Genomic DNA, 23,531 nt, shown 5'->3' with positions numbered 1-23,531 from the left:
GGATGCCGACACCGCCACCACAGGCTTTCGCCGACACCTGGGTCGCGGCCTGGAACGCCCACGACGTCGAGGCGGTCCTGGCGCATTTCCACGACGACGTGGTGTTCAGTTCACCGGTCGCTGCGCGCGTCGTGCCTGAAAGCCGCGGAGTGGTGCGGGGCAAGGCCGCGCTGCGCGACTACTGGACCACGGCGCTCGCGGGGATGCCGGATCTGCATTTCGACGTGCTCGCGGTGTACCGCGGCGAATCCAGCTTGGTGATCAACTACCGCAACCACCTCGGTGGGCTCGTCAACGAGGTGCTGATATTCGACGGTGAACTCGTGCGCGAAGGGCACGGCACCTACCTCGAGTAGGGCGTCAGGCCGGGGTCACCCAGGTGGTGATGTCGGCGTGTACGACCTCGACACCGTGGCCGTCGGTGACGCTGACGGGCACCACGACGTCGGCGCCTTCGGTGATCAGCGTGAAGTCAGGCGGGTCCAGTCGTGCCGTCGCGCGCAGTGATGTGGTGGCCTTGGCCAGGTAGCTCACCGTCATGGCCTTGGGGATCCAACGGTGGCTGGTGGGCACCGTCGCCTCCATCAGCATGCCCATCGCCATCTCCGCGGCATTGCACGACGCGATCGCGTGCACGGTGTGCAAGTGGTTGTAGATGAAGAACCACTTGGGCACCGTCACCTCGGCCAAGCCGGGCTCCATGCGCACGACGTGCGGCACGATCGAGGCGAAATACGGCACGCGTGCCATGGCCGCCACGGAGAACAATCGGGTGCCCAGCGGCTTGCCTGCCAATTGTTGCCACGCCCGGTAGGTGGCGCTCGGCGCCCCTGAGATGGTGGTCATGACCCCTATCTTACTCATGAGTAAGATAGGGTTGGACGCGCTGCCCGTTCAACGTGTACCGCCGTGTTGCGTAGGCTGGACCCCAACGGCCGAGCCACTTCGACCAGGGATTTGGAGCCCGCGGCGATCTAAGGCATACTGTTCAGGTTGCCTTGAGCTGGGTACTCCCTGGCCCGGGCATCCGACCAGCGTCCACATGGGCGCATCCGGTTCCAGCCTCGATTGTGACGGATTTCCCGAGCGAACGAGTGTGCGGGAGGGCGACACACCCGACCGCGGGGGCCGGTGAACCATAGACAGGTAAACAGCGGCGGCAAATCTCGGCGCGATCCGCGCCGGGGCACCAGGCCCGACGGGTTCGTCCCCGGGACGGCCGGCCGATGTACGAAGCAGGAGCGAGGTAGGAGAAGCGTGGCGGGACAGAAGATCCGCATCAGGCTCAAGGCCTACGACCATGAGGCCATTGACGCCTCGGCGCGCAAGATCGTCGAAACGGTCACCCGTACCGGTGCCAGTGTGGTGGGCCCTGTGCCGCTGCCGACCGAGAAGAACGTGTATTGCGTCATCCGGTCGCCGCACAAGTACAAGGACTCGCGCGAGCATTTCGAGATGCGCACGCACAAGCGGCTGATCGACATCCTCGACCCGACGCCCAAGACCGTTGACGCTCTCATGCGCATCGATCTGCCGGCCAGTGTCGACGTCAACATCCAGTAGGAGACCCGAATCAAATGGCTAGAAAAGGCATTTTGGGCACCAAGCTGGGCATGACGCAGGTGTTCGACGAGAACAACAAAGTCGTCCCGGTGACGGTCGTGAAGGCCGGCCCCAACGTGGTGACCCGTATCCGTACCACCGAGCGCGATGGCTACACCGCCGTGCAGCTCGCCTATGGCGAGATCAGCCCGCGCAAGGTCAACAAGCCGGTCACCGGCCAGTACGCCGCCGCGGGCGTGAACCCGCGTCGTCACCTGGCCGAGCTGCGGCTCGATGACGAAGCTGCTGCCGCCGAATACGAGGTGGGTCAGGAACTGACCGCCGAGATCTTCGCCGACGGCGCTTACGTCGACGTGACAGGCACCAGCAAGGGCAAGGGCTTCGCAGGCACCATGAAGCGCCACGGCTTCCGTGGCCAGGGCGCCGCGCACGGTGCCCAGGCTGTGCACCGTCGCCCCGGTTCGATCGGTGGCTGCGCCACCCCGGGCCGCGTCTTCAAGGGCACTCGCATGTCGGGCCGTATGGGCAACGACCGGGTGACCACGCAGAACCTCAAGGTGCACAAGGTCGATGCCGAGAACGGCGTGCTGTTGATCAAGGGCGCCATCCCCGGACGTAACGGTGGACTGGTTGTTGTCCGCAGCGCAATCAAGCGAGGCGAGAAGTAATGACTCTGAAAATTGACGTTAAGACTCCGGCTGGTAAGACCGACGGTTCCGTCGAGCTGCCCGCTGCGTTGTTCGACGTTGAGCCCAACATCGCGCTGATGCACCAGGTGGTCACCGCGCAGTTGGCGGCCAAGCGTCAGGGCACGCACGCGACCAAGACTCGCGGTGAGGTCTCCGGTGGTGGCAAGAAGCCGTACCGGCAGAAGGGCACCGGCCGCGCCCGTCAGGGCTCGACCCGCGCGCCGCAGTTCACCGGTGGTGGCGTCGTCCACGGCCCGCAGCCGCGCGACTACAGCCAGCGGACCCCGAAGAAGATGATCGCCGCCGCGCTGCGCGGTGCGCTCTCGGATCGGGCCCGCAACGAGCGGATCCACGCGGTCACCGAGCTGATCGAGGGCCAGACCCCGTCGACCAAGAGCGTCAAGGCGTTCCTCGGCTCGCTGACGGAAAACAAGAAGGTTCTCGTCGTCATCGGCCGTACCGATGAGGTCGGCGCCAAGAGCGTTCGCAATCTGCCTGGCGTGCACGTGATCTCGCCGGATCAGCTCAACACGTACGACGTGCTGCACGCCGACGACGTGGTGTTCTCGGTCGAGGCGCTCAACGCGTACATCGCGTCCAACACGAAAGAGGAGGTGTCGGCCTGATGGCTACCGTGACCGACCCCCGCGACATCATCCTGGCTCCGGTCATCTCGGAGAAGTCGTACGGGCTGATCGAGGACAACGTGTACACGTTTGTGGTGCACCCGGATTCGAACAAGACGCAGATCAAGATCGCCATCGAGAAGATCTTCAACGTCAAGGTCGATTCGGTGAACACCGCGAACCGGCAGGGCAAGCGCAAGCGCACCCGCGCCGGCTTCGGGCAGCGCAAGAGCACCAAGCGCGCCATCGTCACGTTGGCCGCGGGCAGCAAGCCGATCGATCTGTTCGGAGCACCGGCGTAATCGCCGGGATCCTATCGAGGATTAAAGAGAGATTTAACTGATATGGGAATTCGCAAGTACAAGCCGACGACCCCGGGTCGTCGCGGTTCGAGCGTCTCCGATTTCGCCGAGATCACTCGTTCGACTCCGGAGAAGTCGCTGGTTCGTCCGCTGAGCAGCACCGGTGGGCGTAATGCCCACGGCCGCATCACCACCCGGCACAAGGGTGGCGGCCACAAGCGCGCCTACCGCGTCATCGACTTCCGTCGCCACGACAAGGACGGCGTCAACGCCAAGGTCGCGCACATCGAGTACGACCCCAACCGCACCGCGAACATCGCGCTGCTGCACTTCCTTGACGGCGAGAAGCGCTACATCATCGCGCCGCAGGGCATCAAGCAGGGCGACGTGATCGAGTCGGGCGCCAACGCCGACATCAAGCCCGGTAACAACCTGCCGCTGCGCAACATCCCGGCAGGCACCGTGATCCACGCCGTGGAGCTGCGGCCCGGTGGCGGGGCCAAGCTGGCCCGCTCCGCCGGTGTCAGCATCCAGCTGCTCGGTAAGGAAGGCACCTACGCCTCGCTGCGTATGCCGTCGGGCGAGATCCGTCGCGTCGATGTGCGCTGCCGCGCCACCGTCGGCGAGGTCGGCAACGCCGAGCAGGCGAACATCAACTGGGGCAAGGCCGGCCGTATGCGGTGGAAGGGCAAGCGCCCCACCGTCCGTGGCGTCGTGATGAACCCGGTCGACCACCCGCACGGTGGTGGTGAGGGTAAGACCTCCGGTGGTCGTCACCCGGTGAGCCCGTGGGGCAAGCCCGAGGGCCGCACTCGTAAGCCCAAGAAGGCGAGCGACAAGCTCATCGTCCGTCGCCGGCGCACCGGCAAGAAGCGCTAGGAGTAAATAGCGATGCCACGCAGCCTGAAGAAGGGTCCGTTCGTCGACGACCATCTGTTGAAGAAGGTCGACGTTCAGAACGAGAAGAACACCAAGCAGGTCATCAAGACCTGGTCGCGTCGGTCGACCATCATCCCGGACTTCATCGGGCACACCTTTGCGGTGCATGACGGCCGCAAGCACGTGCCGGTGTTCGTGACCGAGGCGATGGTCGGGCACAAGCTCGGCGAGTTCGCTCCGACGCGCACGTTCAAGGGTCACATCAAGGACGACCGGAAGAGCAAGCGTCGATGAGCACTGTTACCGAATACCCGTCAGCGACGGCGAAGGCGCGCTTCGTGCGCATCTCGCCGACCAAGGCCCGTCGCGTTATCGACCTGGTCCGCGGCAAGAGCGTCGAGGAAGCCCTCGACATCCTGCGGTGGGCGCCCCAGGCCGCCAGCGAGCCGGTCGCCAAGGTGATCGCGAGCGCTGCCGCCAACGCGCAGAACAACGAGGGGCTCGATCCAGCCACGCTGGTCGTCGCCACCGTCTACGCAGACGAGGGCCCGACCGCCAAGCGCATCCGGCCGCGTGCCCAGGGCCGTGCCTTCCGGATTCGTAAGCGCACCAGCCACATCACCGTGATCGTGGAAAGCCGTCCGCCCAAGCAGAAGGGTGCGTCCGCACAGTCGGCTCGCAGCCGTCGTGCCCAGGGCAGCAAGGCTTCCGCTGCCGCGAAGGCAGCAGCCTCAGACACGGCCGCGAAGTCCGCTGACTCGAAGGGAGGCTCGGAGTAGTGGGCCAGAAGATCAATCCCCACGGCTTCCGACTCGGCATCACGACCGAATGGAAGTCCCGCTGGTACGCCGACAAGCAGTACAAGGACTACGTCAAGGAAGACGTCGCGATCCGTCGTCTGCTGGCCACCGGCCTGGAGCGGGCCGGCATCGCCGATGTGGAGATCGAACGCACCCGTGACCGGGTTCGCGTCGACATCCACACCGCGCGTCCCGGCATCGTCATCGGTCGCCGCGGCACCGAGGCCGACCGCATCCGTGCGGACCTGGAGAAGCTGACCGGCAAGCAGGTTCAGCTCAACATCCTCGAGGTGAAGAACCCTGAGTCGCAGGCTCAGCTCGTCGCCCAGGGTGTCGCCGAGCAGCTGAGCAACCGTGTCGCGTTCCGTCGCGCCATGCGTAAGGCCATCCAGTCGGCGATGCGTCAGCCCAACGTGAAGGGCATCCGGGTGCAGTGCTCGGGCCGCCTCGGCGGTGCTGAGATGAGCCGCTCGGAGTTCTACCGCGAGGGCCGGGTTCCGCTGCACACGCTGCGGGCCGACATCGACTATGGCCTGTACGAGGCCAAGACCACCTTCGGCCGCATCGGCGTGAAGGTGTGGATCTACAAGGGCGACATCGTCGGTGGCAAGCGTGAGCTCGCTGCCGCCGCGCCGGCCGGTTCCGACCGTCCGCGTCGTGAGCGTCCTTCGGGCAGCCGTCCGCGTCGTAGCGGTTCGTCGGGTACCACCGCGACGAGCACCGAGGCCGGCCGTGCTGCCGAGGAGACCGCGGAGGCACCCTCTTCCGCAGCGGCCGCGGCCGTTGCCGAAGCGCCCTCCGCAGAGAACACGGAGAGCTGAACATGCTGATTCCCCGCAAGGTCAAGCACCGCAAGCAGCATCACCCCGAGCAGCGTGGCATCGCCAGCGGCGGCACGTCGGTGAGCTTCGGTGACTATGGCATCCAGGCACTGGAGCACGCCTACATCACCAACCGGCAGATCGAGTCCGCTCGTATCGCCATCAACCGGCACATCAAGCGTGGCGGCAAGGTGTGGATCAACATCTTCCCGGACCGTCCGCTGACCAAGAAGCCTGCCGAAACCCGTATGGGTTCCGGTAAGGGTTCGCCGGAATGGTGGGTCGCCAACGTCAAGCCCGGCCGCGTGCTGTTCGAGCTGAGCTACCCGGACGAGAAGATCGCCCGCGACGCGCTCACCCGCGCGATCCACAAGCTGCCGATCAAGGCACGCATCGTGACCCGAGAGGAGCAGTTCTGATGGCAGTGGGAACTTCGCCTGGTGAACTGCGCGAACTGACCGACGACGAGCTGACGAGCAAGCTCCGCGAGTCGAAGGAAGAGCTGTTCAACCTGCGCTTCCAGATGGCGACCGGGCAGCTCGCCAACAACCGTCGGCTGCGCACTGTGCGCCAGGAGATTGCACGGCTTTACACCGTGCTGCGTGAACGTGAGTTGGGTCTGGCTTCCGGGCCCGGTGGTGAGGATTCGTAATGGCAGAAACTAAGGGCCCCAAGCACACCCCGGCCACCGAACAGCCCCGTGGCCGTCGCAAGACCGCCATCGGCTACGTGGTGAGCGACAAGATGCAGAAGACCATCGTCGTCGAGCTGGAAGATCGCAAGAGCCACCCGCTCTACGGCAAGATCATCCGCACCACCAAGAAGGTGAAGGCGCATGACGAGAACGGTGAGGCCGGCATCGGCGACCGCGTCTCGTTGATGGAGACCCGGCCGCTGTCGGCCAGCAAGCGCTGGCGACTGGTCGAGGTGCTCGAGCGCGCCAAGTAAGCACCGCAGACAGAGAATCGCCCCTTTCCTTCGGGAAAGGGGCGATTCTGCGTTTGCTCGGTATTGAGTCGCACCGGGATCCGAACGATGATACGCGCCTGTTCGCCGTCACCGCAGTGCGCGACAAAAGGCTGTCGCCCATCAGGGTCCACTCCTCGCGACCGGATTTGCTGAATCCGCAGCCCGGGGCAACGTCCCGTCTGTGTCGCTGATTTGTGTTTGCTCAGGGGTGCCGCTGTCATACCATCTCGCGTATGGGAGCGGGGAAAAGGCATGGTATCCACGGTCATTGGGCTGAACGCGGGCTCTCCGCGCTGACGCTACGGTTAGCCATGAGCGCCCGCCGTCGGCGATGACCACCGCACCCTCGCCTACGGCATCGTCGACAGTCTCGGCGGACCGGCCCGGGTTCTCGACGATTCTGACGCGGTACTACGACGTCCATCCGTTTTACCGACTGGCCTTGCGGTGGGCCTTGATCATCGGCCTGACGGCGTTCGCGTTCCACGACAGCTTCGGCAGCCTCGTCGCCACCACCAGAGCGGGCGGCATCGGCGGCTATCTCTGGACTGTGCCGGTGGCGGCCGCGCTGGTGGCCGTCGGGGTGTCCCGACGCAACCGCACCGAGCTCCCGATCCACGACCGGCAGACCGACATCATCGTCGGCGTCATGTGTTTGGGCTTGGCGCTGATGATCCAGGCCGCGCTGCTCGACCGGTACGCGCTGTATTTTCACCTGCTGCGGCTGGACCTGGTCGCCGCATGGCTGTTCGTACTGTGCTGCTGCATCGTGCTGTTCGGTCTTCGACCGGTACTGCGGTTCTTCTGGGTGTGGACGTTGTTCGCTATGGGGTTCTCCTTGCCGTACTACCTGACGGTGGTGATCCTCGGCGGTGGGAAGTTTGCCGCGGGTGCGGCCACGCTGATCGTCGCGGCGATCGGTACCGGAATCGCCGTCGGGCGGACCGTTCGTCGCGGCGTCATCGGGTCGGTTGCTGCGTGGGTGTTCGGATTCGCGGTGCTCATCACCATCAGCGTGGTGCACCCCGCCGCGCCGCTCATCGTCTATCAACAACTGCCCGCGCTGTCGGCGATCTGTGTGGTCAACGTCGTCATGTATTTGGCGGCGCGCCGGGGTGTTCCGAAGCGCTGGTTGGACCGCAAGGTGGAACCTCTTGCCGCCAGGCAGGTGTGGGCAGGAGTTCCTCTCGTCGTCGCGGTCGCCGTGGCACTGTCGTTCTGCTCGTTGCCCACTCAGGTGACCACCGCGCCCATCAGTCGTCCCAGTCCGAATGTGCTGTCGCCCGGCCAGCCGCTGGACGCACCGCCGGGGTGGTCGACGACAGCTCGCGAAAACCACACCGAGGTACACCGGCTGTATGGCGACAATGCCGTTCTGGTGCGGCAATACATGCGCGCGGATACCGGAAACCCGAGCTGGGACAAGCTGGCCAAGCCGCGCACCCTCGTGGTGGACAGCATCGTCAGTCAGCGTCCGTTCACGTTCGGGGTGTATCCGGCCCGGGTCGTGTACGGGCTGACGGGCGCGCGATTGAGCGAACTGCGGCCGGTCGATCTCGGCAACGGGGTACACGCCGAGATGCTGTCGGTGGTGGACGACAATCTCCTCGTGACCTGGAACTCGCTGCAATTCGCTTGGGGCGACAAGGATCTGGCGCAGCGCGTGACGGTTTTCGCGGTTGACAACCACGAGCCGAACGCACCCTTTCCGCATCCGTCGGAGAATGTCGCGTCAACCGTGCGGACATTGACCACGTTGTTGTTCCGCGGCAACGCCGTTCTCGACGAGCAGACCCCGACCTTCAAGGACGGTGAGCTGCTCACCCTTTTCGGGCGAGCATTGGTGGCTGCGCAGTTTCCCTGCGGCGGGCCATGCCAATGACTTTCATGCACCGTGCTTACGGATGTAACGATTTCTGTGAACCCGGGCGCGTCCGCCACGTCCGGCTTAGGCTTCGACCTGTGACTGCACGGATGCTGCCGTTGTTCGCTGCTGTGATCATCGCTGCCGGAACCGCTCTCCCAGGGACCGCGACCGCCGCGCCCGAAGATGGTCCGTCGCTCGCAAATTCGCCGACATTGAGTTTGCGGACATTGGGTTCCGACCCTGACATCGCGCTCTACGGCGTCGAAGGTGTGCAGACCGTGACGGTCCCGGTGCAGCCCGGCCTCACCGCGGCCGAATTGGTGGCAACCGCAGTGCTGCCGGTCAACGCGCGGGGCGGAACACTCGAAGTCACTCAGGAGGACCGCACGCTGGCCCGGGTCCCGCTGCCTCCTGACCAAGGACCCATAACCATCCCGCTGGCCGGCGCCCGAGTCGTCGACAACGCCGTCACGGTGTTGCTGCGCAGCTATCTGACGCTGCCGGACGGGTACTGCGTCTACGACCCGACGAATCCGCTGCGGCTGGTCGACGCGTCGATCCGCTACGCGGGCCAGGAACTGCCACCCGCGACCATCGCTGACTTCCTGCCCCCGGTGTTGCAGAAGCTCACGGTGTTCGTGCCAGCGAATCCGTCGAAGACCGAGTCGGACGCGGCGCTGCGGCTCGTCACGGCCACTGTGGCGCGTTATGGCCCGCAGCGCACCGCTGTCGACCTCGTGCCGGCCGCAGGCGGGCCCGTGCCGCCTCCGGCCCCGCTCGAACGCCAGATCGTGGTACGCGAAGGGCAAGCGCCCGGCCTGAGCCTCGAGGGGCCCAATGCCGTTCCTGCCCTCGTGGTTTCGGGGGCGCCCGGGGAGCTGACCAATCAGGCGCGACTGCTGTCGAGTGACATCTCGAAACTTGCCGTCCGGTCGAAAGCCGTCGCCGGGCCGTTGTCGACAACTCCGCAGCTGCCTGGTGACATGACCACCATCCGCCAGCTCGGACAGCCGGGAGTCAACGCCACTGCACTGGTCAATCCGCGGGTGACCGTGCCACTGGATCAGACCAGGCTCGGCCGGTCGGTGCACGGCGTCAGAGTCCATCTGCAGGGCTCCTACACGCCACTGCCGTCCAGCGTCGCGGGGCAAGTCGTCGTGAGCATCGGGGGACAGACCATCGACCGGTGGGCGACGGAGACCGACGGTCGCATCGACCGCTGGATCGACGTCCCGGACCGGTTGTTGCAGCGGTACACGAATCTGGACATCGCGGTGAATGCGGCGGGAAACACCGGGCGGTGCGGGGAGTTCCAGCCCATCACCCTGACCATCGACGGCGAGACACCGGTGGAGAGCAAGCTGGCCAAGCCTCCGGTCCCTGGCGGTTTCCAGGCATTGCCACAGGCGTTGATGCCGCGTCTGGAGGTCGGCATCGATGACGGCTTCGCCAATCTCAAGCGCGCGGCCTTGATCCTCACCGGCCTGCAGCGCCTGAGTGCCCGTCCGTTCGACACGGCCGTGGTTTCCCGCCAGGACGCCATCACATCGTCGAACCCCGCTGTCGTGGTGAGCCCCGACCGCTGGGACGCCGCCTCGATCACCCTGCCGGTGTCGGTGGATTCGCAGGACGTCATCACCGTCGAGAATGTCGACGGCAGTGGCACATCCAGCACCCTCACGCTGGATCCGAAAATCGGATTCGGCTCGTTGCAGACGCTCTTCTCCGGTGGGCGCACCCTGCTGGTCGCGACATCCACCAACACGCCCGATGAGCTCGATCGGCTGCTCGGATGGCTCAACGCCGACACGGCCCGATGGTCCGGCCTGACCGGCAATGCACTGATCGCCGTGGCTGACCGTGACCCCATCCAAGTCAACACTGCGGCAACACAACCGGAGTCGCTGGCGGCGAGCACTGACCGAAAGGCGCTGTACCTCGGTATCGGTGCCGTCGTGGTCGTGCTGGCTGCCCTCGGCGCCGGCGCGATCGCCTGGCGCGCCCGGCGGTCGCGGGGCTAGCCGTGACCGTCACCGTCGACGCCGACGCCGACGCGGGGCGATGGGAGTCCTTGCAGTCGTGGTGGTTCGGCCTCAATCCCACCGTTCGGCTGGTGTCGCGGTGGCTTCTCATCGCTGTGCTGACGCTCGTCGCGTTCTGGCACAGCTTGATCAACCTCATCGACACCACGTTGGCAGGCGGCCTCATCGGATACGTGTGGATGGTTCCGATCGCGGGGCTGCTCGCCGCGGTGGGCGTGAACTTCCGCCGCCGTACCGAATTGCCCATCCACGACCGGCAGACCGATGTCATCGTGGGCATCATCGGTTTGGGGCTGGCGCTCATGGTCCAGGGCGTGCTGCTCAAACGCTATTCGGAGTTCTTTCACCTCATACGCCTGGACCTGCTGGCCATGTGGCTCTTCGTGCTCAGCAGCAGCATTGTGCTCTTCGGCGTACGTCCGATCGCCCGATTCGGCTGGGTGTGGGTGTTGTTGTCGCTCGTGTCGGCGCTGCCGTACCAGGTGGTGGTGATCACGCTGGGCGGCGGGAAGTTCGCCGCTGGAGTCGGGACGCTGTTCATCGCGGCCGCCGCGACCGCCATTGCGGTGGGGCGCAATCGCAGGCGCGCGGCAGTCGGTGCCGCCGGCGCGTTCCTCTTCGGGTTCGTCCTTCTGTTCGTCCTGCAGCTTCTGGCGCCCGACGCTCCGGTCCTGGCGTATCAGATGATTCCCTCGCTCACGGCGATCGTCGCGGTCGGAGTCTCGGCGTTTCTCTACACCCGCCGGGGCCGGCCCAAGAAGCTGCTGGATCGCAAAATCGAACCCCTTGCCGCCAAGCAGATCTGGTCGGCCATCCCGCTCGTGGTGGCGGTTGCGGTCGCGCTGGCGCTGATGCCGTTGCCGCGACAACTGAGTGCGACCGAGATAAGCCGCAGTGCGCCCTACGATCTCGTCCCAGGACGACGCCTGTCCGCGCCGCCCGGGTGGACGGCCGTCGGGGACCAGACCTATACCGGGGTGGCGCGCTATTACGGTGATGACGCGATCCTTGTGCGCCAACGGATGGTCGCCAATGTCGGTGATGCCCGCTTCGACAAACTGTCCGCGCCGCGAATACTCATGGTCGACAGCATCGTCAGCGAGCTGCCGTTCTCGTTCGATGCCTATCCGGGCCAGGTGCTGTACGACACCACCGGTACCCGGCTCAGTGCTCCGCGCGCCGTCGACCTCGGCCACGGGGTGCGGGGAAAGCTCTTCTCGGCCATCGACGACCGCCTGCTGGTGACCTGGGACGTGCTGCGCTTCGCGTGGGGCGACAAGAACAAAGACCAACTCGTCGATGTCTTCGCAGTCGACAACCACCTTCCCGATGCGCCGTTCCCCGATCCGCAGCGTGGCCTGGTGTCCACTCTGCGCAACCTGCTCACCGTGCTGTTCCGCGGCAACTCGGTTCTGGTGCAGCGGTTGCCGACGTACAAGGATGCCGAACTGCTCACCGAGTTCGGTCGGGCGCTGGTGGCCGAGCAGTTCGCGCGGGCGGAGACCGGCCGATGAGGTATGGCGAGACCTTCGATCCGGAAACCGTCACCGACGATCAGCGGGAGTACGCACTGCACCGGGCGATCAACGGCCTGCGGGAAGACGATCCGGTGCACTCCGCGTCGACGCCGCTGCTGGGCTGGCAGAAGCCCGCGCTGTGGGGCCTGCTGGTGGTCGTCATCGCCTTCGGCGTGTGGCGGCCGATGCAGACAGCGGTCGTGCTCATCGGATTGTGCACGCTGGCCTATCTGTTGACGTTGGGTGACCGGGTGCTGATCTTCAAGCGCGGGTTGGCGTCCCGGCCCATCGTGATCTCCGACGAGGCCGCCCGCTCGATTTCGGATGCCGATCTGCCGTCGTACACGATCCTGGTACCTGCCTACAACGAACCGGAGGTGGTCGCCGACCTCATCGGCGCGATGGACGCGCTGGAATGCCCCCGCGACAAGCTGCAGGTGCTGCTGTTGCTGGAGGCCGACGATCAGGTCACCATCGACGCCGCCGAGGCATGCGGCGAATCCGACGTCATCACAATCCTTCTGGTGCCGCCGGCAGAGCCGCGTACCAAGCCCAAAGCGTGCAACTACGGTCTGCACTTCGCCACCGGGGACATCGTCACGATCTTCGATGCCGAGGACCTGCCCGAACCGTTGCAGCTGCGCCGCGTCGTGACGGCGTTCCGTCAGCTGCCGGACAATGTGGCGTGTGTGCAGGCCAAGCTCGTCTACCACAACGGCCATCAGAATCTGTTGACCGCGTGGTTCACCGCCGAGTACGCACTGTGGTTCGGCTATCTGCTGCCCGGGATGATGGTGAGCACGTCACCGATCCCGTTGGGCGGCACGTCGAATCACCTGCGGCGTGACATCCTGCGCAAGATCGGCGCATGGGATCCTTTCAACGTCACCGAAGACGCGGACCTCGGCCTGCGCATAGCGTCGCACGGCTACCGCACCGCAGTCATCGACTCTTTCACGCTGGAAGAGGCCAACAGCGATGCGATCAACTGGATTCGGCAGCGATCCCGGTGGTACAAGGGCTATCTGCAGACCTGGCTGGTTCACATCCGTCAGCCACTCAAGCTGTACCGCACTCTCGGCTTGCGCAGCTTCATCCGGTTCACCCTGGTGCTCGCGGGCACGCCGATCATCGCAGTGCTGAATCTGCTGTTCTGGTTCATCACGGTGTTGTGGTTCCTCGGCCAGCCCGCTGTGGTCGGCGAAGTGTTTCCCGTGTTCATCTACTTCCCGGCGCTGATCGCGATGGTCATCGGCAACTTCACCGTGATGTACATGAACATGGTCGCCCTCCGTGAGGACGACCGGTCGGATCTGTTGCTGGCAGCGCTGAGTGTGCCGCTGTTCTGGCTGATGATGAGCGTGGCCGCGGCCAAAGGCTGCTATCAGATGATCCGGCAGCCATCGTTCTGGGAGAAGACGTTTCACGGACTGGCCGAACGTCCCGCCGACACCACGACCGACGAGGCAGCCGCAGCATGAACGGCACGACGCCGGCAAGGTCGGACCGCCGGCTCAAATTCACCGTCTTCTTCGTGTTCCTCTTCATCTATCTCGCGGTGGGGTACTGGCTGCAGGTCCGCCACGGATTCATCATGGGCGACACACTGTCGCGGGTGGCGGCCACCCAATCCGTGTTGTTCAGCCGCGATCCGCATCTCGCTGCCCTGGGCTTCATCTTCACGCCGGTCGCGGCGATGGTGCAGATACCGGCCATAGCACTGAGTACCCTGTGGTCGGACATCGCCGCACGCGCGTTCTCCGGCACCATCATGTCGGCGACCTTCATGGCGGGCGGCGCCGTGCAGATCCTGAGCATGGGCACCGATCGTGGTCTGCCCCGGGCGTATTCGCTGACCATCACGGTGCTGTTCGCGCTCAACCCGATGATCGTGTTCTACGGCTCGAACGGCATGAGCGAGGCGCCGTTCATCTTCTTCATGTCCTGGGCGGTGCGCCGGCTCATCATGTGGATGGTCGACGACGATGTGCACCACCTGGTCACCGCGGGCGGCATCGCAATGGGGTTGGCGTATCTGACCCGTTACGACGCCGCGGCGTGCATCGGCGCCGCAGGGATCCTGGTGGGCTTGACCACCTATGTGCGGGCCACACCACGCCCGCGTGTTCGGCGCGCGATTCTGGATCTTCTGATCGTGAGCGGTCCGGGCGCACTGGCCTTCCTGGGCTGGGCCGCCGCAGGCTGGTTGATCACCGGTGAGGCCTTCGCGCAGTTCACCTCCCAATACGGCAACACCGCGATACTGGAGCAATCAGGCCAGACTGCACCGAATTTCGCGCACGGCGTGCAGTTCGCCCTGGTGTGCATCATGCTGCTGGCCCCGACGCTGCTCCCGCTGATGTTGTGGGTGCTGATACGGCGGTGGGGACGCCCCAACTGGCAGGTGCTGCTGGTACCGGTGGCGTTGTTCGGTGCCGTGCTCGCGTTCCAGGCCTACAGCTACGCGGCCGGGTCGACGTTTCCGTTCCTGCGGTTCTTCATCATCGCAATTCCGATGACAGCATGTCTGGCCATGCTCGCGGTACCCGACGGTGTTCTCGCGACGCCGACCCGCCGCGGCCGGTATGCACCCGAGGTGCTCGCACCCACGGCCGAAACACCGAAACGACACTCGGCCGCGCGCTACGTGGCGGTCGCGGTCACCGTCGCCATCGGGATCCCCGTGACGCTGGTCGGCATGGCTCAACCCGACTACGCCCCACAGGAATACGGACTCGGTGCAGTGCTGAAACCGGACCCGTACAACGTCACCGTGCGCAAGGCCACCGAACACCGCATCGCCCGGACCTTCGGCACCGAACGCAAGATCGCGGAGTATCTGCAGTCGTTGAACCTGCCCGACAGCTCGGTGATCACAGACACCGTGTACGGCTTCGGCATTCTCGCCGCGTCGCCACGTCCGCGGGTCTTCGTGATCCCCTCCGACCCGGACTTCACCGAGTTGCTCAACGATCCGAGTGCCAACGGCATCCGGTATCTGCTCGCGGTGCCGCCCATCGGCCGCGGCACCTCCGACGCGCTCAATCTGCGGTACCCGACGCTGTACAACACCGGAGCCGACGTCGCGACCCTGGAGCTCGAGATTCCCAACGACGGTGACGGCCAGCCTGATTGGCGGCTCTACCGGGTCAATGAGCGCGTGGGAGCACGATAGGTCGCCGAATCCCTATTCCCGCACCAGCATCGCGTGTGCCTCGATGTCCTCGTTGATGTAGTGATCACCTTCGAGCGTGATGGTGACATGGTCCACGGTGAGCCCGGTGAGTTCGAATCGCGCCGGGTATTCCTTGCTGACCGGGTCGGCCGTGTCCCGTCCGACACCCAGACCTTCTCCCGCAAGGCTGAACTTGCCGGGCTGAGTCCGCAATGCGCCACTGCCCACTTCGGTGCCGTCGACACTCAGGTGCAACGTGCCGTTGGCCACGCCGGGTGGATCCTCGGTGTCCTTGACGAATTCGGCGACGATCGAATGCTGTCCGGGTGTGAGTGCCTGTTCGCCGGATATCAGTGTCTCGTCGATACCCAGAAAGTTGTAGGCGTAGTGCAGAAGGCCGTCTTTGACGAACAGCGAGTGGCCACCAAATCTGCTGCCCTGGGCGACTATCACCCCGGCGGGTGTGTCTGCGGTGACGTCGATGTCGGCACGGATCTTGAACGACCGGTTGCGGATGTTCGGCGCGACGCCCTCGGGTATGTCCGCGGTGCCGGGGTAGTAGGTGAACTCGGTGCGGTGGGCACTGGCGCTCGGTCGTTCTTGGGTGAGCCGTTCGCGGGCGGTTCGGTCATCGAGTGGGAACACGTTGTTACGGCCGGCGATGGCGAACCACATGCCCACCATTTCGGAGGCCTTGTCGGGGTGATCGGCTGCGACGTCGTGCATTTCGGCCCGGTCCGTTTCGGTGTGGTAGAGCTCCCACACGTCGCTGCCGAAATTGCCGATACCGGACAAGGCACCGTGGCGCGCGACGATCTTCCAGCCGTCGTGGTAGAGAGCGCGGGTCCCGAGCATCTCGTAGTACTGCGTGGTCCGGGTGCTTTCGGCATCGGGTGCATCGAAGGTGTACCGCATCGACACGCCCTGAATGGGGTACTGGGTGACGCCGTTGATCGCGTCGGGCGGCGTGATCTGGACGCAGTCGTACACGGTAGGCACGATGTCGATCGCATGGTGGTACTGGTCGCGGAATTGGCCGCCCACCGCCGACATCTCGGCAGGCCACGACACTATCAGCGGGTCGGCGATACCGCCTTCGAGCGTGTAGCGCTTGAACATCTTGTACGGAGTGTTGAACGCGACGGCCCAACCGGTGGGGTAGTGGTTGTAGGTGTCGGGGCCGCCGAGAAGGTCGAGCTTCTGCAGGTTCTCGGCCAGGTCGTCGGGCCAGTTGTTGAAGAACTTGTTCTCGTTGACCGAACCGTTGGGGCTGCCCTCACCACTGGCACCGTTGTCGGATACGACGACGATGACGGTGTTGTCGAGTTGACCGGACTGTTCCAGATAGTCGATGAGGCGGCCGAGTTCGTAGTCGGTATAGCTGGAGAACCCGGCATAGACCTCCGCCATGCGGGTGAACAGTTTCTTTTCGTCGTCGCCCAGCTCGTCCCACGGGCGCACAAGGTCGATCTCGGCGATCACGTCGGGCGCCGGCCAGGGATTGATCGGAGCCATCTCGGTGTCGGGAGGTACGACACCCAGTTGCTTCATGCGATCGAGCGTCTTCTCGCGGTACACCTCGTAACCCTCGTCGAAGACACCGTGGTACTTGTCGACCCACTCTTTCGGTGAGTGATGGGGTGCATGGTTGGCACCGAAAGCCAGGTACATGAGCCACGGCTTGTCGGGGTTCACCTGTTGGCCGTCCCGGATGAATTCGATCGACTTGTCCACCAGGTCTTTTGACAGGTGATAGCCGTCCTCGGGCAGGTATGGCTGGTCGACGGTGTGGTTGTCGTACACGAGATCGGGGAACCACTGATTGCTCTCCCCGCCGAGGAAACCGTAATAGCGTTCGAATCCACGACCGAGCGGCCACGTGCGGCGCGAGCCGCCCATGTTGGATTCGTTCTCCGGTGTGAGGTGCCACTTGCCGACGCAGTAGGTGCTGTATCCGTTGTCCCGGAGCACCTCGGCCACCGTTCCGGATTCGGGCGGAATGACCGCGGATTGCCCGGGATAGCCACCCGCGCCCTCGACGATGCAGGCCATACCGTTCATGTGGGCATTGCGGCCGGTGAGTAGCGAGGACCTCGTAGGTGAGCACAGTGCGGTGGTGTGCCAGTTCGAGTACCGCAGCCCCCGCTCGGCGATGCGATTCAATGTCGGCATCTCGATCAGGCCGCCGAACGTGTCCCAGGCGCCGATCCCGGTGTCGTCCCACACCACATACAGCACGTTGGGTGCGCCGTCGCGCGCCTGCGGGGGCGCGAACGGACCCCAGTCCTCGGTGGAGTCCCGCACGTCCATGTTGATCACGCCATTGAACCGATCGGCCATGCCTGTGCCTTCCGTCCGTAAGCCGTTGCCCGTGAATTCGATTGGCAGTGTGCGCGGTAGTGCGCATTGTGCACCTCAAGCGGACACCGCACCCAACTTCTTCAATGACAACACTATTCATGGCGTCACGCCGACGCATCGCCCAAAAAGGATGAGGTGGAGACGGCGCGGGCAGTATCAGGGACTCGGTTTCATTGCGTTATCGGTGGAATGGGGTCATCAGTGGTCGATCAACGCTACTTTCGTTGGGGACCAACGAGCGGAAGTTCAGAAATGAGCAATGGAATTTCGCGGCGGTCGGCGCTGCACCTGGCAGGACTGGCCGCGGCCACGGTGGGCGGGGGCGCCGCGGTGGCGGCCTGCGCAACGACCGAAAATCGCACGGAGAGCACCCCGTCGCCGAGCACACCGGCGGCCCCGAGTACACCCACTCCGCCCCCGCCGGCGACCCAGCCCGCACCGGGCATCGTCATGTCGCCCGGGTACGCAACGACATTCGCACGAACGGCGTATGTGTGGGCATGGCCACTGGTCAACATGTTCAACCGCAATGCTGCGATCATCCAGGTGCCACAACCCGGTCGGCTCAACGGGGTCCTTCCGGCGGCTCCACGAGGGCGGTTGGCCATGCTGTCCGATTACATCGATCCCGCACAGACGTTCATCGCATGCCCCAACCAGGATGTGGTCTACGGCCTGTCGTACATGTCCCTCGACGAGGAACCCGTGATCATTCAGGTTCCCGATTTCGGTGACCGATTCTGGGTGTACGCGCTCTACGACAATCGGACCGACCAGTTCGGCGAACTCGGCAAGCCATACGGATCCAAGCCGGGCTTCTATCTGTTGGCCGGCCCGAACTGGAAGGGTGACAAACCCGCCGGAGTCGAGAACGTGCTGCGGTCGTCAACCGCGCTCGCAGCAGCCATACCCAGGGTCTTCATGGACGACACCCCCGAGGACCGCGCGGCGATCCAGCCGGTGATCAACCAGATCAACATCTACCCCTTGAGTGAATTCGACGGTAAGACCAAGACGGTGGAGTGGGCCAAGCTGCCCAACCTTCCGGCTCCGCCCTCAGACGGCGGGGGAGAAACGAAATGGGTCGTACCCGAGAAGTTCTTCGATCAACTCGGCACAGTGATCGCGCCGGTCGCGCCGCTGCCCGGCGAGGAAGCGCTCTATTCCCAGATTCACTCGTTGCTCGACGCCGCACACGGCAGCCCAGATCTGGCAAAGGTGCTGACCGACACGGCCGTAGCCAACGAGGAAGAGGTGATCCGGCCGTTTCTTCAATGGGTTCACAACGGGGTTCCCGCCGGCAACAATTGGAACCGATCGGTCAACAACGCCCAGTACGGGTTCGACTACTTCAACCGAACGGCCACGGCGAAGTCGAACATGTTCGAGAACCGGCCGAACGAAACTCAGTACTTCTATACGGACAGGGACGTGACCGGCGCTGCGCTGACCGGCCAGCGCAGCTACAAGGTTGTCTTTCCGGCCGGCCAGGAGCCGCCGGTCAAGGGGTTCTGGTCGTTGACGTTGTACAACGAACAGCACTTTTTCAACCCGAACCCCCTCAACCGATATTCGTTGGGCACCAAGAACAAAACTCTCAAACGCGGCCCCGACGGCTCGCTGACTCTCTACGCGGGAGCCCAGTCGCCAGGGCCGGACGCCGAATCCAACTGGCTTCCTGCCCCCGACGGACCCTTCTCGCTGTACATCCGCGCCTACTGGGGCGAGCAACCCATCGTCGATGCCACGTGGAAACCTCCAGCGGTACAACCCAGCTGACGAAGCGCGTATGCGCCCGAGGAAGCGGCCACCGATAGGACTGGATGGCTGCATCGGCCAAGAGCGCTAGCCATTCCCCGGGAGTGGGCGCTGCTCGGCATCAGAGGTACCCAGCCGACCGGCCAGCCACGGCAACGCATCCGCGAAGCCGTGCGCAGCCGCCGTGAAGGTGTGGTCGCCGGGGTAGCTGACCACCGAACACTCCACGTTGTGGGCGCTGAGCAGCACGCACAATTTGTTGGCGTTGGCGGCGTGGTCCTCGGAGTACTGATCCCACCCGGCAACGGCGTCGGGTGGCAGCGGATCATCACCTCCGGCGCGGTGGACCGTCGGCGTGTCCTCCGAAACTCCTAGCCAGGCAGCCATGTTCGCATATTGCCCGTGCTTCTCGATCAGAGTCTTCGGGTCGAATGCAGCCCATGCCTCGGCGTCGCCGCCGAACAGCCGGGCAATGGTCTGCGGCTTGGTACCGCTGTTGGGACCGAGCTGCCCATCCAGCGCGACGAAGGCACTGAACAGTTCCGGATTCCGGGTGGCGAGCATCAGCGCACAGGTGCCTCCGGACGACCAACCGAGCAGACCCCAGTGGGCGGGGTCGGGGCTCACTCCGAATCGGGAGATCACGTACGGGCGGACGTCCTCGGTGAGATGGTCGGCCGCGTTGCCACGCGGGCCGTTGACGCACTCGGTGTCGTTGTTGAAGGTGCCCGTGGAGTCGGGGAACACCACCACCGGCGTGTTTCCACGGTGGAACGCGGCGAACTCATCGAGCGTCTTGAGCGCACCACCGGACTCCGGCCAGTCAGACGGATGACTGAATTCCGCGCCGATGGCCATCACAGCGGGCAGTCTCGGCGGGGGATCGGACCGGAACCAGGCCGGCGGTAGGTAGGCCAATTCGCGTCGATGGCCGAATCCTGAGGCTTCCCTGGGGATGTCAACCCACACCATGGTGCCGCGCGTCGGCTTTTCGTGGTTCTGACGCATCGCGGCCAAGGCTGCTTCGTCGATCCACTGCGGCGGATCTGATCCCGTCACGCGCTGCCAGGCCGACTGCACGGTGGGGAAGTAGCCCGTGGCGATGTTCAACTCCGAAAACCCGCACAGCACGGCGAGAAAGATGGCCAGCACCGATACGATCCGTCGCCACCACCGACTACCGCGCCACGCCAGAACCGCCATCGCCGCGGCGAATCCGGTGATGACCACCCACAGCACGCTGCCGAGCGACGCGGCCCTCTCCGACCATCCCTGGTACTTGACGAACGTGCGGACGATGACCGCGAGCAGCACGCCCGTCAGCAGCGCGATCGTCACCCATCGAAGCAGGGGTCTGCCGCTCCGGCGCCCGATGCCGGTCACCAGTGCTGCGATCGCAAGCACTTCCAGCGCGATGGGCACCACTCCGCTGATCAGTGACATGCAGGGCTCCTATGCCTGAGGCTCATGGTTTGTGGCCTGCTGTGAAGCTCGGGCAATCGTTGGCCGAGGGCAGTGACTTCATACGGTCGGTCAGCCAGCCGAGAGCCGCGACGGGCTCGATCTGGTCACGTCCCTTGTCTGGCCAGAAGGCGATCTGGATGACGTCACCCATCTGGCACGCATTGGCTATCGCCTGATCCGTCCACGCAGCCGGGATCACGGGGTCTTGACCGCCGTAGATGACGTACATCGGTGCCTGGGTGGGGCCTTGGGGCAGGTTGGTCTTCTGAAGGTAGCCGCGCAGGGTCTGCAGCGCCGCAGGGTTGGCAGGGCGCAGGTCTGCCGGTGCGATCTGCTCGGCCAATGCTCTCCGGTGTGCGGCGTCACCGCAGTTGAGCAGTGCGTCCCAGTTCTGTTCTGCGGCGCCGCGCCGGTAGTCGTCGAGCTCGAAGTCGTAGTAGTACTCGTTTTTCAAGGCGGCCAGGTAGGCCACGTAGATCAGCTTCTGATCGGTGTTCAAGGTGCCGGCCATGGCGGCGTCGGCAAGACCCGTGAATTCCGCCATCGGTGCAAGAGCTGCTGCGGCAACCAGTTTCAGATCGTTGCCGTAATTGTCCGCGAGTTCGTTTGCGGCCCATGCCGCCTGCCCACCCTCCTGCGCGCCAACTGCGGCCCACGAGGTCGACGTGTTGGGAACCAGATTCCGTGTCGCGCGGACGGCGTCGATCATGGTGAAACCACTTGTGGTGGAGTCCAGATACGGGTGGAAGTCGTATTCGTCGGGTTTCGACGGCTTACCCAGGCCTTGATAGTCGGGCACGGTGACCACGTAGCCGGCGTCGAGCAGGGCCACGACGGTCGCCGCCTCGCCGAGAAGATCGGGAGACAAGGACGGAGCACAGTCCGATGCGGTGCCTGTGTTGCGATGTCCCAGAGCCACAATTGGGAACCCACCGGGTGGCGGCGCACCCTTGGGCACGAACACCGATCCCGTCACATGCGAGACGGCGTCGTTGACACCGTTGCGTGACGCATACGTCATGGTGCGTGCCGACGACGCCGCGTCGCGCAGCGACTGGTCGAGCTTGTCCGCGGGTGCATCTGCGATGACATGGCCTGCACTGTCGGGGTCCTCGGTGGTGCCCTGTTTGGCGGACCCGCCACACGCGGTGACGACGGCGAGCACGACCGACAGCAGTGCCAGGACTCGAACCATCGAATGTCTCCCCGCGGATCCGTGGCTGCTTGGTGGAATATCCCCATCTTTTCATCCGCGCGTCGCCGTCGTGCTGCTTATGTCGAACCCTGATACGCGAAACATCGTTCATTTGCGCAAATACAATTCGGTGCCATGGCTGTTATCGACGTGACGGCGCACGGCGCGACCGGAGACGGCGCAACCGACGACCACGCGGCGGTGATGGCAGCTCTTCGGGAAGCGGTAGACCGTGGTGGCGGCACGGTGTTCTTCCCCGCCGGCGATTACGCGCTCTCCGGTTCGATCGGCGACGGCGCGGACGGTTTCGCGCGGATCTGCCTGCTCGGTGCGGGGGAGCGGGCTGCGCGATTGCGCGTGACGACCAACGTCGCGCCCGTCACCGGGCGCTGGACAGAATGCCGCATCGAAAACCTCAGGGTTGACGCGGACTTTCACGGGGCACCAGCGTTCGATGTGGAGCTCGACAAGAGCTATGTCAAGCACTGTTGGCTCAGTGGCTGGACCGAATTCGGCATGCGGGTCAATGCCACCACCGACGGACTGCTGAACTGGATCGACGACAACTTCATCGAACAGTGCAATGGCTACGGCATCTACACCACGTATCACTTCTACGACTCGTGGATCGTCAACAACAACATCGGGTCGACGGGGCCCAACTTGTCGATCGAGGCAGGTCCCGTTCGCATCATCGCCAACCACCTCAACGGCGCGCCGCAGAACAACATTGAGCTTCGTGGCAACAAGCAGCTGACCATCATCGGCAACATCTGCGAAGGTGCGCGGCACGAGGCGATCGTCTTCACCATGCCGCCGTGGCTGGAATCGGACCACGAGCAGGTGGCCATAGTCGGCAACAACATCACCAACGGCGGCAAGGGTGCGACGAATGCCTTTCCGGCCATCGGGATCTACTCGGTTGACGCCGATCACCGCACCATGGGATTCAACGTCACCGGCAACTTCATCGCCAACACCGACGACGGCGCCGGGTGGAGCTACGCGGTCGACGCGCAATACGTCGACAACATCGCGATATGTGGAAATCAGTGGGACAACAACGGTTACAGTGTGGCTCCCGTCCGCGCCGAGGGCCGCAACGTCGGCGTCGCGGGTAACACGTCGGGGAATCGGACGGTACCGCGCCGCTCGGTCGTCACGTTGACCGGTGATCACCTCTTCGACGCGGTGCCTGGCACCGATTACGTGTATGTGCTCGGCGCGGGCGTTGCGACGGTCACTTTGCCGACGGCCGTGGACAACACGTGCCGCTACACTGTCAAGAACACCACCGGCATCACCGTGACACTGCGCGTCGCAGCCGGACAGTCCGTCGAGGGTGCAGCCGATTTCGCGCTTGCTGCCGGTGCGGCCGTCGAAGTGGTCTCCGACGGGTCGAATTGGTGGACCGTATGACGAGTACCGGCAAAAAGATATTCGTTTGCCCCGCCCGGACATCACCCAAAATGGGTGAGGCCGACGTGATTTCATGCAACGGAA

The 23,531-nt window shown here is 64.6% G+C and carries 23 protein-coding genes; 19 read left to right on the top strand and 4 right to left on the bottom strand.

Translation table 11 applies throughout. The features are described from left to right. Positions 1 to 2 precede the first annotated feature (2 nt). Positions 3 to 356, top strand: a complete 354-nt coding sequence (locus tag RMCB_RS05925; RefSeq protein ID WP_062828035.1) for a nuclear transport factor 2 family protein — start codon at positions 3 to 5, stop codon at positions 354 to 356. A gap of 4 nt (positions 357 to 360) precedes the next feature. Here RMCB_RS05925 and RMCB_RS05920 read toward each other — a convergent pair whose 3' ends face one another. Beyond that, positions 361 to 846 carry a hotdog fold domain-containing protein gene (locus RMCB_RS05920; RefSeq protein ID WP_062828086.1) on the bottom strand — a complete coding sequence of 162 codons (486 nt, stop codon included), beginning with the start codon at positions 844 to 846 and terminating at the stop codon, positions 361 to 363. Between the two features lie 411 nt (positions 847 to 1,257). Between RMCB_RS05920 and rpsJ the strand changes: the two genes are divergently transcribed. The 16 genes from rpsJ to RMCB_RS05840 all read left to right on the top strand — a co-directional run bounded on the left by rpsJ (position 1,258) and on the right by RMCB_RS05840 (position 15,250). Further along, positions 1,258 to 1,563 (top strand): 30S ribosomal protein S10, encoded by a 306-nt coding sequence (gene rpsJ / locus RMCB_RS05915; RefSeq protein WP_003883485.1) that lies wholly within the window; start codon positions 1,258 to 1,260, stop codon positions 1,561 to 1,563. A 14-nt stretch (positions 1,564 to 1,577) separates the two neighbouring features. Then, on the top strand, positions 1,578 to 2,231 hold the full coding sequence (gene rplC / locus RMCB_RS05910) for a 50S ribosomal protein L3 (RefSeq protein WP_029369117.1): 654 nt from the start codon (positions 1,578 to 1,580) through the stop codon (positions 2,229 to 2,231). Further along, positions 2,231 to 2,878: a 50S ribosomal protein L4 gene (rplD, locus tag RMCB_RS05905; protein ID WP_062828034.1), complete on the top strand. Its 648-nt coding sequence runs from the start codon at positions 2,231 to 2,233 to the stop codon at positions 2,876 to 2,878. Before rplC ends, rplD begins: the two co-directional genes overlap by 1 nt. Continuing rightward, positions 2,878 to 3,180 (top strand): 50S ribosomal protein L23, encoded by a 303-nt coding sequence (gene rplW, locus RMCB_RS05900; protein WP_018601839.1) that lies wholly within the window; start codon positions 2,878 to 2,880, stop codon positions 3,178 to 3,180. Before rplD ends, rplW begins: the two co-directional genes overlap by 1 nt. Before the next feature lie 42 nt (positions 3,181 to 3,222). Continuing rightward, positions 3,223 to 4,059, top strand: a complete 837-nt coding sequence (rplB, locus tag RMCB_RS05895) for a 50S ribosomal protein L2 (protein ID WP_029369115.1) — start codon at positions 3,223 to 3,225, stop codon at positions 4,057 to 4,059. A gap of 12 nt (positions 4,060 to 4,071) precedes the next feature. Then, positions 4,072 to 4,353, top strand: a complete 282-nt coding sequence (gene rpsS / locus RMCB_RS05890; RefSeq protein ID WP_003892827.1) for a 30S ribosomal protein S19 — start codon at positions 4,072 to 4,074, stop codon at positions 4,351 to 4,353. Then, positions 4,350 to 4,838, top strand: coding sequence for a 50S ribosomal protein L22 (gene rplV, locus RMCB_RS05885; protein ID WP_029369114.1), 489 nt, complete (start codon positions 4,350 to 4,352; stop codon positions 4,836 to 4,838). The genes rpsS and rplV overlap by 4 nt, the downstream gene beginning before the upstream one ends. Continuing rightward, complete coding sequence (rpsC, locus tag RMCB_RS05880) at positions 4,838 to 5,680, top strand: 30S ribosomal protein S3 (RefSeq protein ID WP_029369113.1); 843 nt, start codon at positions 4,838 to 4,840, stop codon at positions 5,678 to 5,680. Before rplV ends, rpsC begins: the two co-directional genes overlap by 1 nt. 2 nt (positions 5,681 to 5,682) lie before the next feature. After that, positions 5,683 to 6,099: a 50S ribosomal protein L16 gene (rplP, locus tag RMCB_RS05875; protein WP_024453873.1), complete on the top strand. Its 417-nt coding sequence runs from the start codon at positions 5,683 to 5,685 to the stop codon at positions 6,097 to 6,099. Beyond that, the gene (gene rpmC, locus RMCB_RS05870) at positions 6,099 to 6,332 is read left to right on the top strand and encodes a 50S ribosomal protein L29 (protein WP_029369110.1); all 234 of its coding nucleotides are present in this window, start codon (positions 6,099 to 6,101) and stop codon (positions 6,330 to 6,332) included. Before rplP ends, rpmC begins: the two co-directional genes overlap by 1 nt. After that, entirely contained in the window at positions 6,332 to 6,628 is a 297-nt protein-coding gene (gene rpsQ / locus RMCB_RS05865; RefSeq protein ID WP_029369109.1) for a 30S ribosomal protein S17, read from the top strand. Before rpmC ends, rpsQ begins: the two co-directional genes overlap by 1 nt. A 352-nt stretch (positions 6,629 to 6,980) precedes the next feature. After that, positions 6,981 to 8,531, top strand: coding sequence for a hypothetical protein (locus RMCB_RS05860; protein WP_062828033.1), 1,551 nt, complete (start codon positions 6,981 to 6,983; stop codon positions 8,529 to 8,531). A gap of 80 nt (positions 8,532 to 8,611) precedes the next feature. Beyond that, positions 8,612 to 10,537 carry a cellulose biosynthesis cyclic di-GMP-binding regulatory protein BcsB gene (locus tag RMCB_RS05855; RefSeq protein ID WP_234792013.1) on the top strand — a complete coding sequence of 642 codons (1,926 nt, stop codon included), beginning with the start codon at positions 8,612 to 8,614 and terminating at the stop codon, positions 10,535 to 10,537. Positions 10,538 to 10,539: 2 nt separating this feature from the next. Continuing rightward, on the top strand, positions 10,540 to 12,072 hold the full coding sequence (locus tag RMCB_RS05850; RefSeq protein ID WP_062828031.1) for a hypothetical protein: 1,533 nt from the start codon (positions 10,540 to 10,542) through the stop codon (positions 12,070 to 12,072). Beyond that, on the top strand, positions 12,069 to 13,556 hold the full coding sequence (locus tag RMCB_RS05845; protein WP_062828030.1) for a glycosyltransferase: 1,488 nt from the start codon (positions 12,069 to 12,071) through the stop codon (positions 13,554 to 13,556). The genes RMCB_RS05850 and RMCB_RS05845 overlap by 4 nt, the downstream gene beginning before the upstream one ends. Continuing rightward, positions 13,553 to 15,250 (top strand): glycosyltransferase family protein, encoded by a 1,698-nt coding sequence (locus RMCB_RS05840; protein ID WP_062828029.1) that lies wholly within the window; start codon positions 13,553 to 13,555, stop codon positions 15,248 to 15,250. The genes RMCB_RS05845 and RMCB_RS05840 overlap by 4 nt, the downstream gene beginning before the upstream one ends. Before the next feature lie 12 nt (positions 15,251 to 15,262). Here RMCB_RS05840 and RMCB_RS05835 read toward each other — a convergent pair whose 3' ends face one another. Further along, complete coding sequence (locus RMCB_RS05835; protein ID WP_062828028.1) at positions 15,263 to 17,590, bottom strand: arylsulfatase; 2,328 nt, start codon at positions 17,588 to 17,590, stop codon at positions 15,263 to 15,265. A 273-nt stretch (positions 17,591 to 17,863) separates the two neighbouring features. Here RMCB_RS05835 and RMCB_RS05830 point away from each other — a divergent pair, with 273 nt between their 5' ends. After that, positions 17,864 to 19,390: a DUF1254 domain-containing protein gene (locus RMCB_RS05830; protein ID WP_109784185.1), complete on the top strand. Its 1,527-nt coding sequence runs from the start codon at positions 17,864 to 17,866 to the stop codon at positions 19,388 to 19,390. A gap of 66 nt (positions 19,391 to 19,456) precedes the next feature. Here RMCB_RS05830 and RMCB_RS05825 read toward each other — a convergent pair whose 3' ends face one another. Then, positions 19,457 to 20,812, bottom strand: a complete 1,356-nt coding sequence (locus RMCB_RS05825) for an alpha/beta hydrolase-fold protein (RefSeq protein ID WP_062828027.1) — start codon at positions 20,810 to 20,812, stop codon at positions 19,457 to 19,459. Positions 20,813 to 20,834: 22 nt separating this feature from the next. Continuing rightward, complete coding sequence (locus RMCB_RS05820) at positions 20,835 to 22,028, bottom strand: lipase family protein (protein WP_063979584.1); 1,194 nt, start codon at positions 22,026 to 22,028, stop codon at positions 20,835 to 20,837. A gap of 135 nt (positions 22,029 to 22,163) precedes the next feature. On the opposite strand from RMCB_RS05820, the gene RMCB_RS05815 reads away from it, so the two are divergent. Continuing rightward, complete coding sequence (locus tag RMCB_RS05815) at positions 22,164 to 23,447, top strand: glycosyl hydrolase family 28-related protein (RefSeq protein WP_062828025.1); 1,284 nt, start codon at positions 22,164 to 22,166, stop codon at positions 23,445 to 23,447. The last annotated feature ends 84 nt before the right edge of the window (positions 23,448 to 23,531 follow it).

This window comes from Mycolicibacterium brisbanense (genome assembly GCF_001570425.1).
Classification (GTDB): Bacteria; Actinomycetota; Actinomycetes; order Mycobacteriales; family Mycobacteriaceae; genus Mycobacterium; species Mycobacterium brisbanense.
This window is presented reverse-complemented; position numbering and strand designations above follow the sequence as displayed.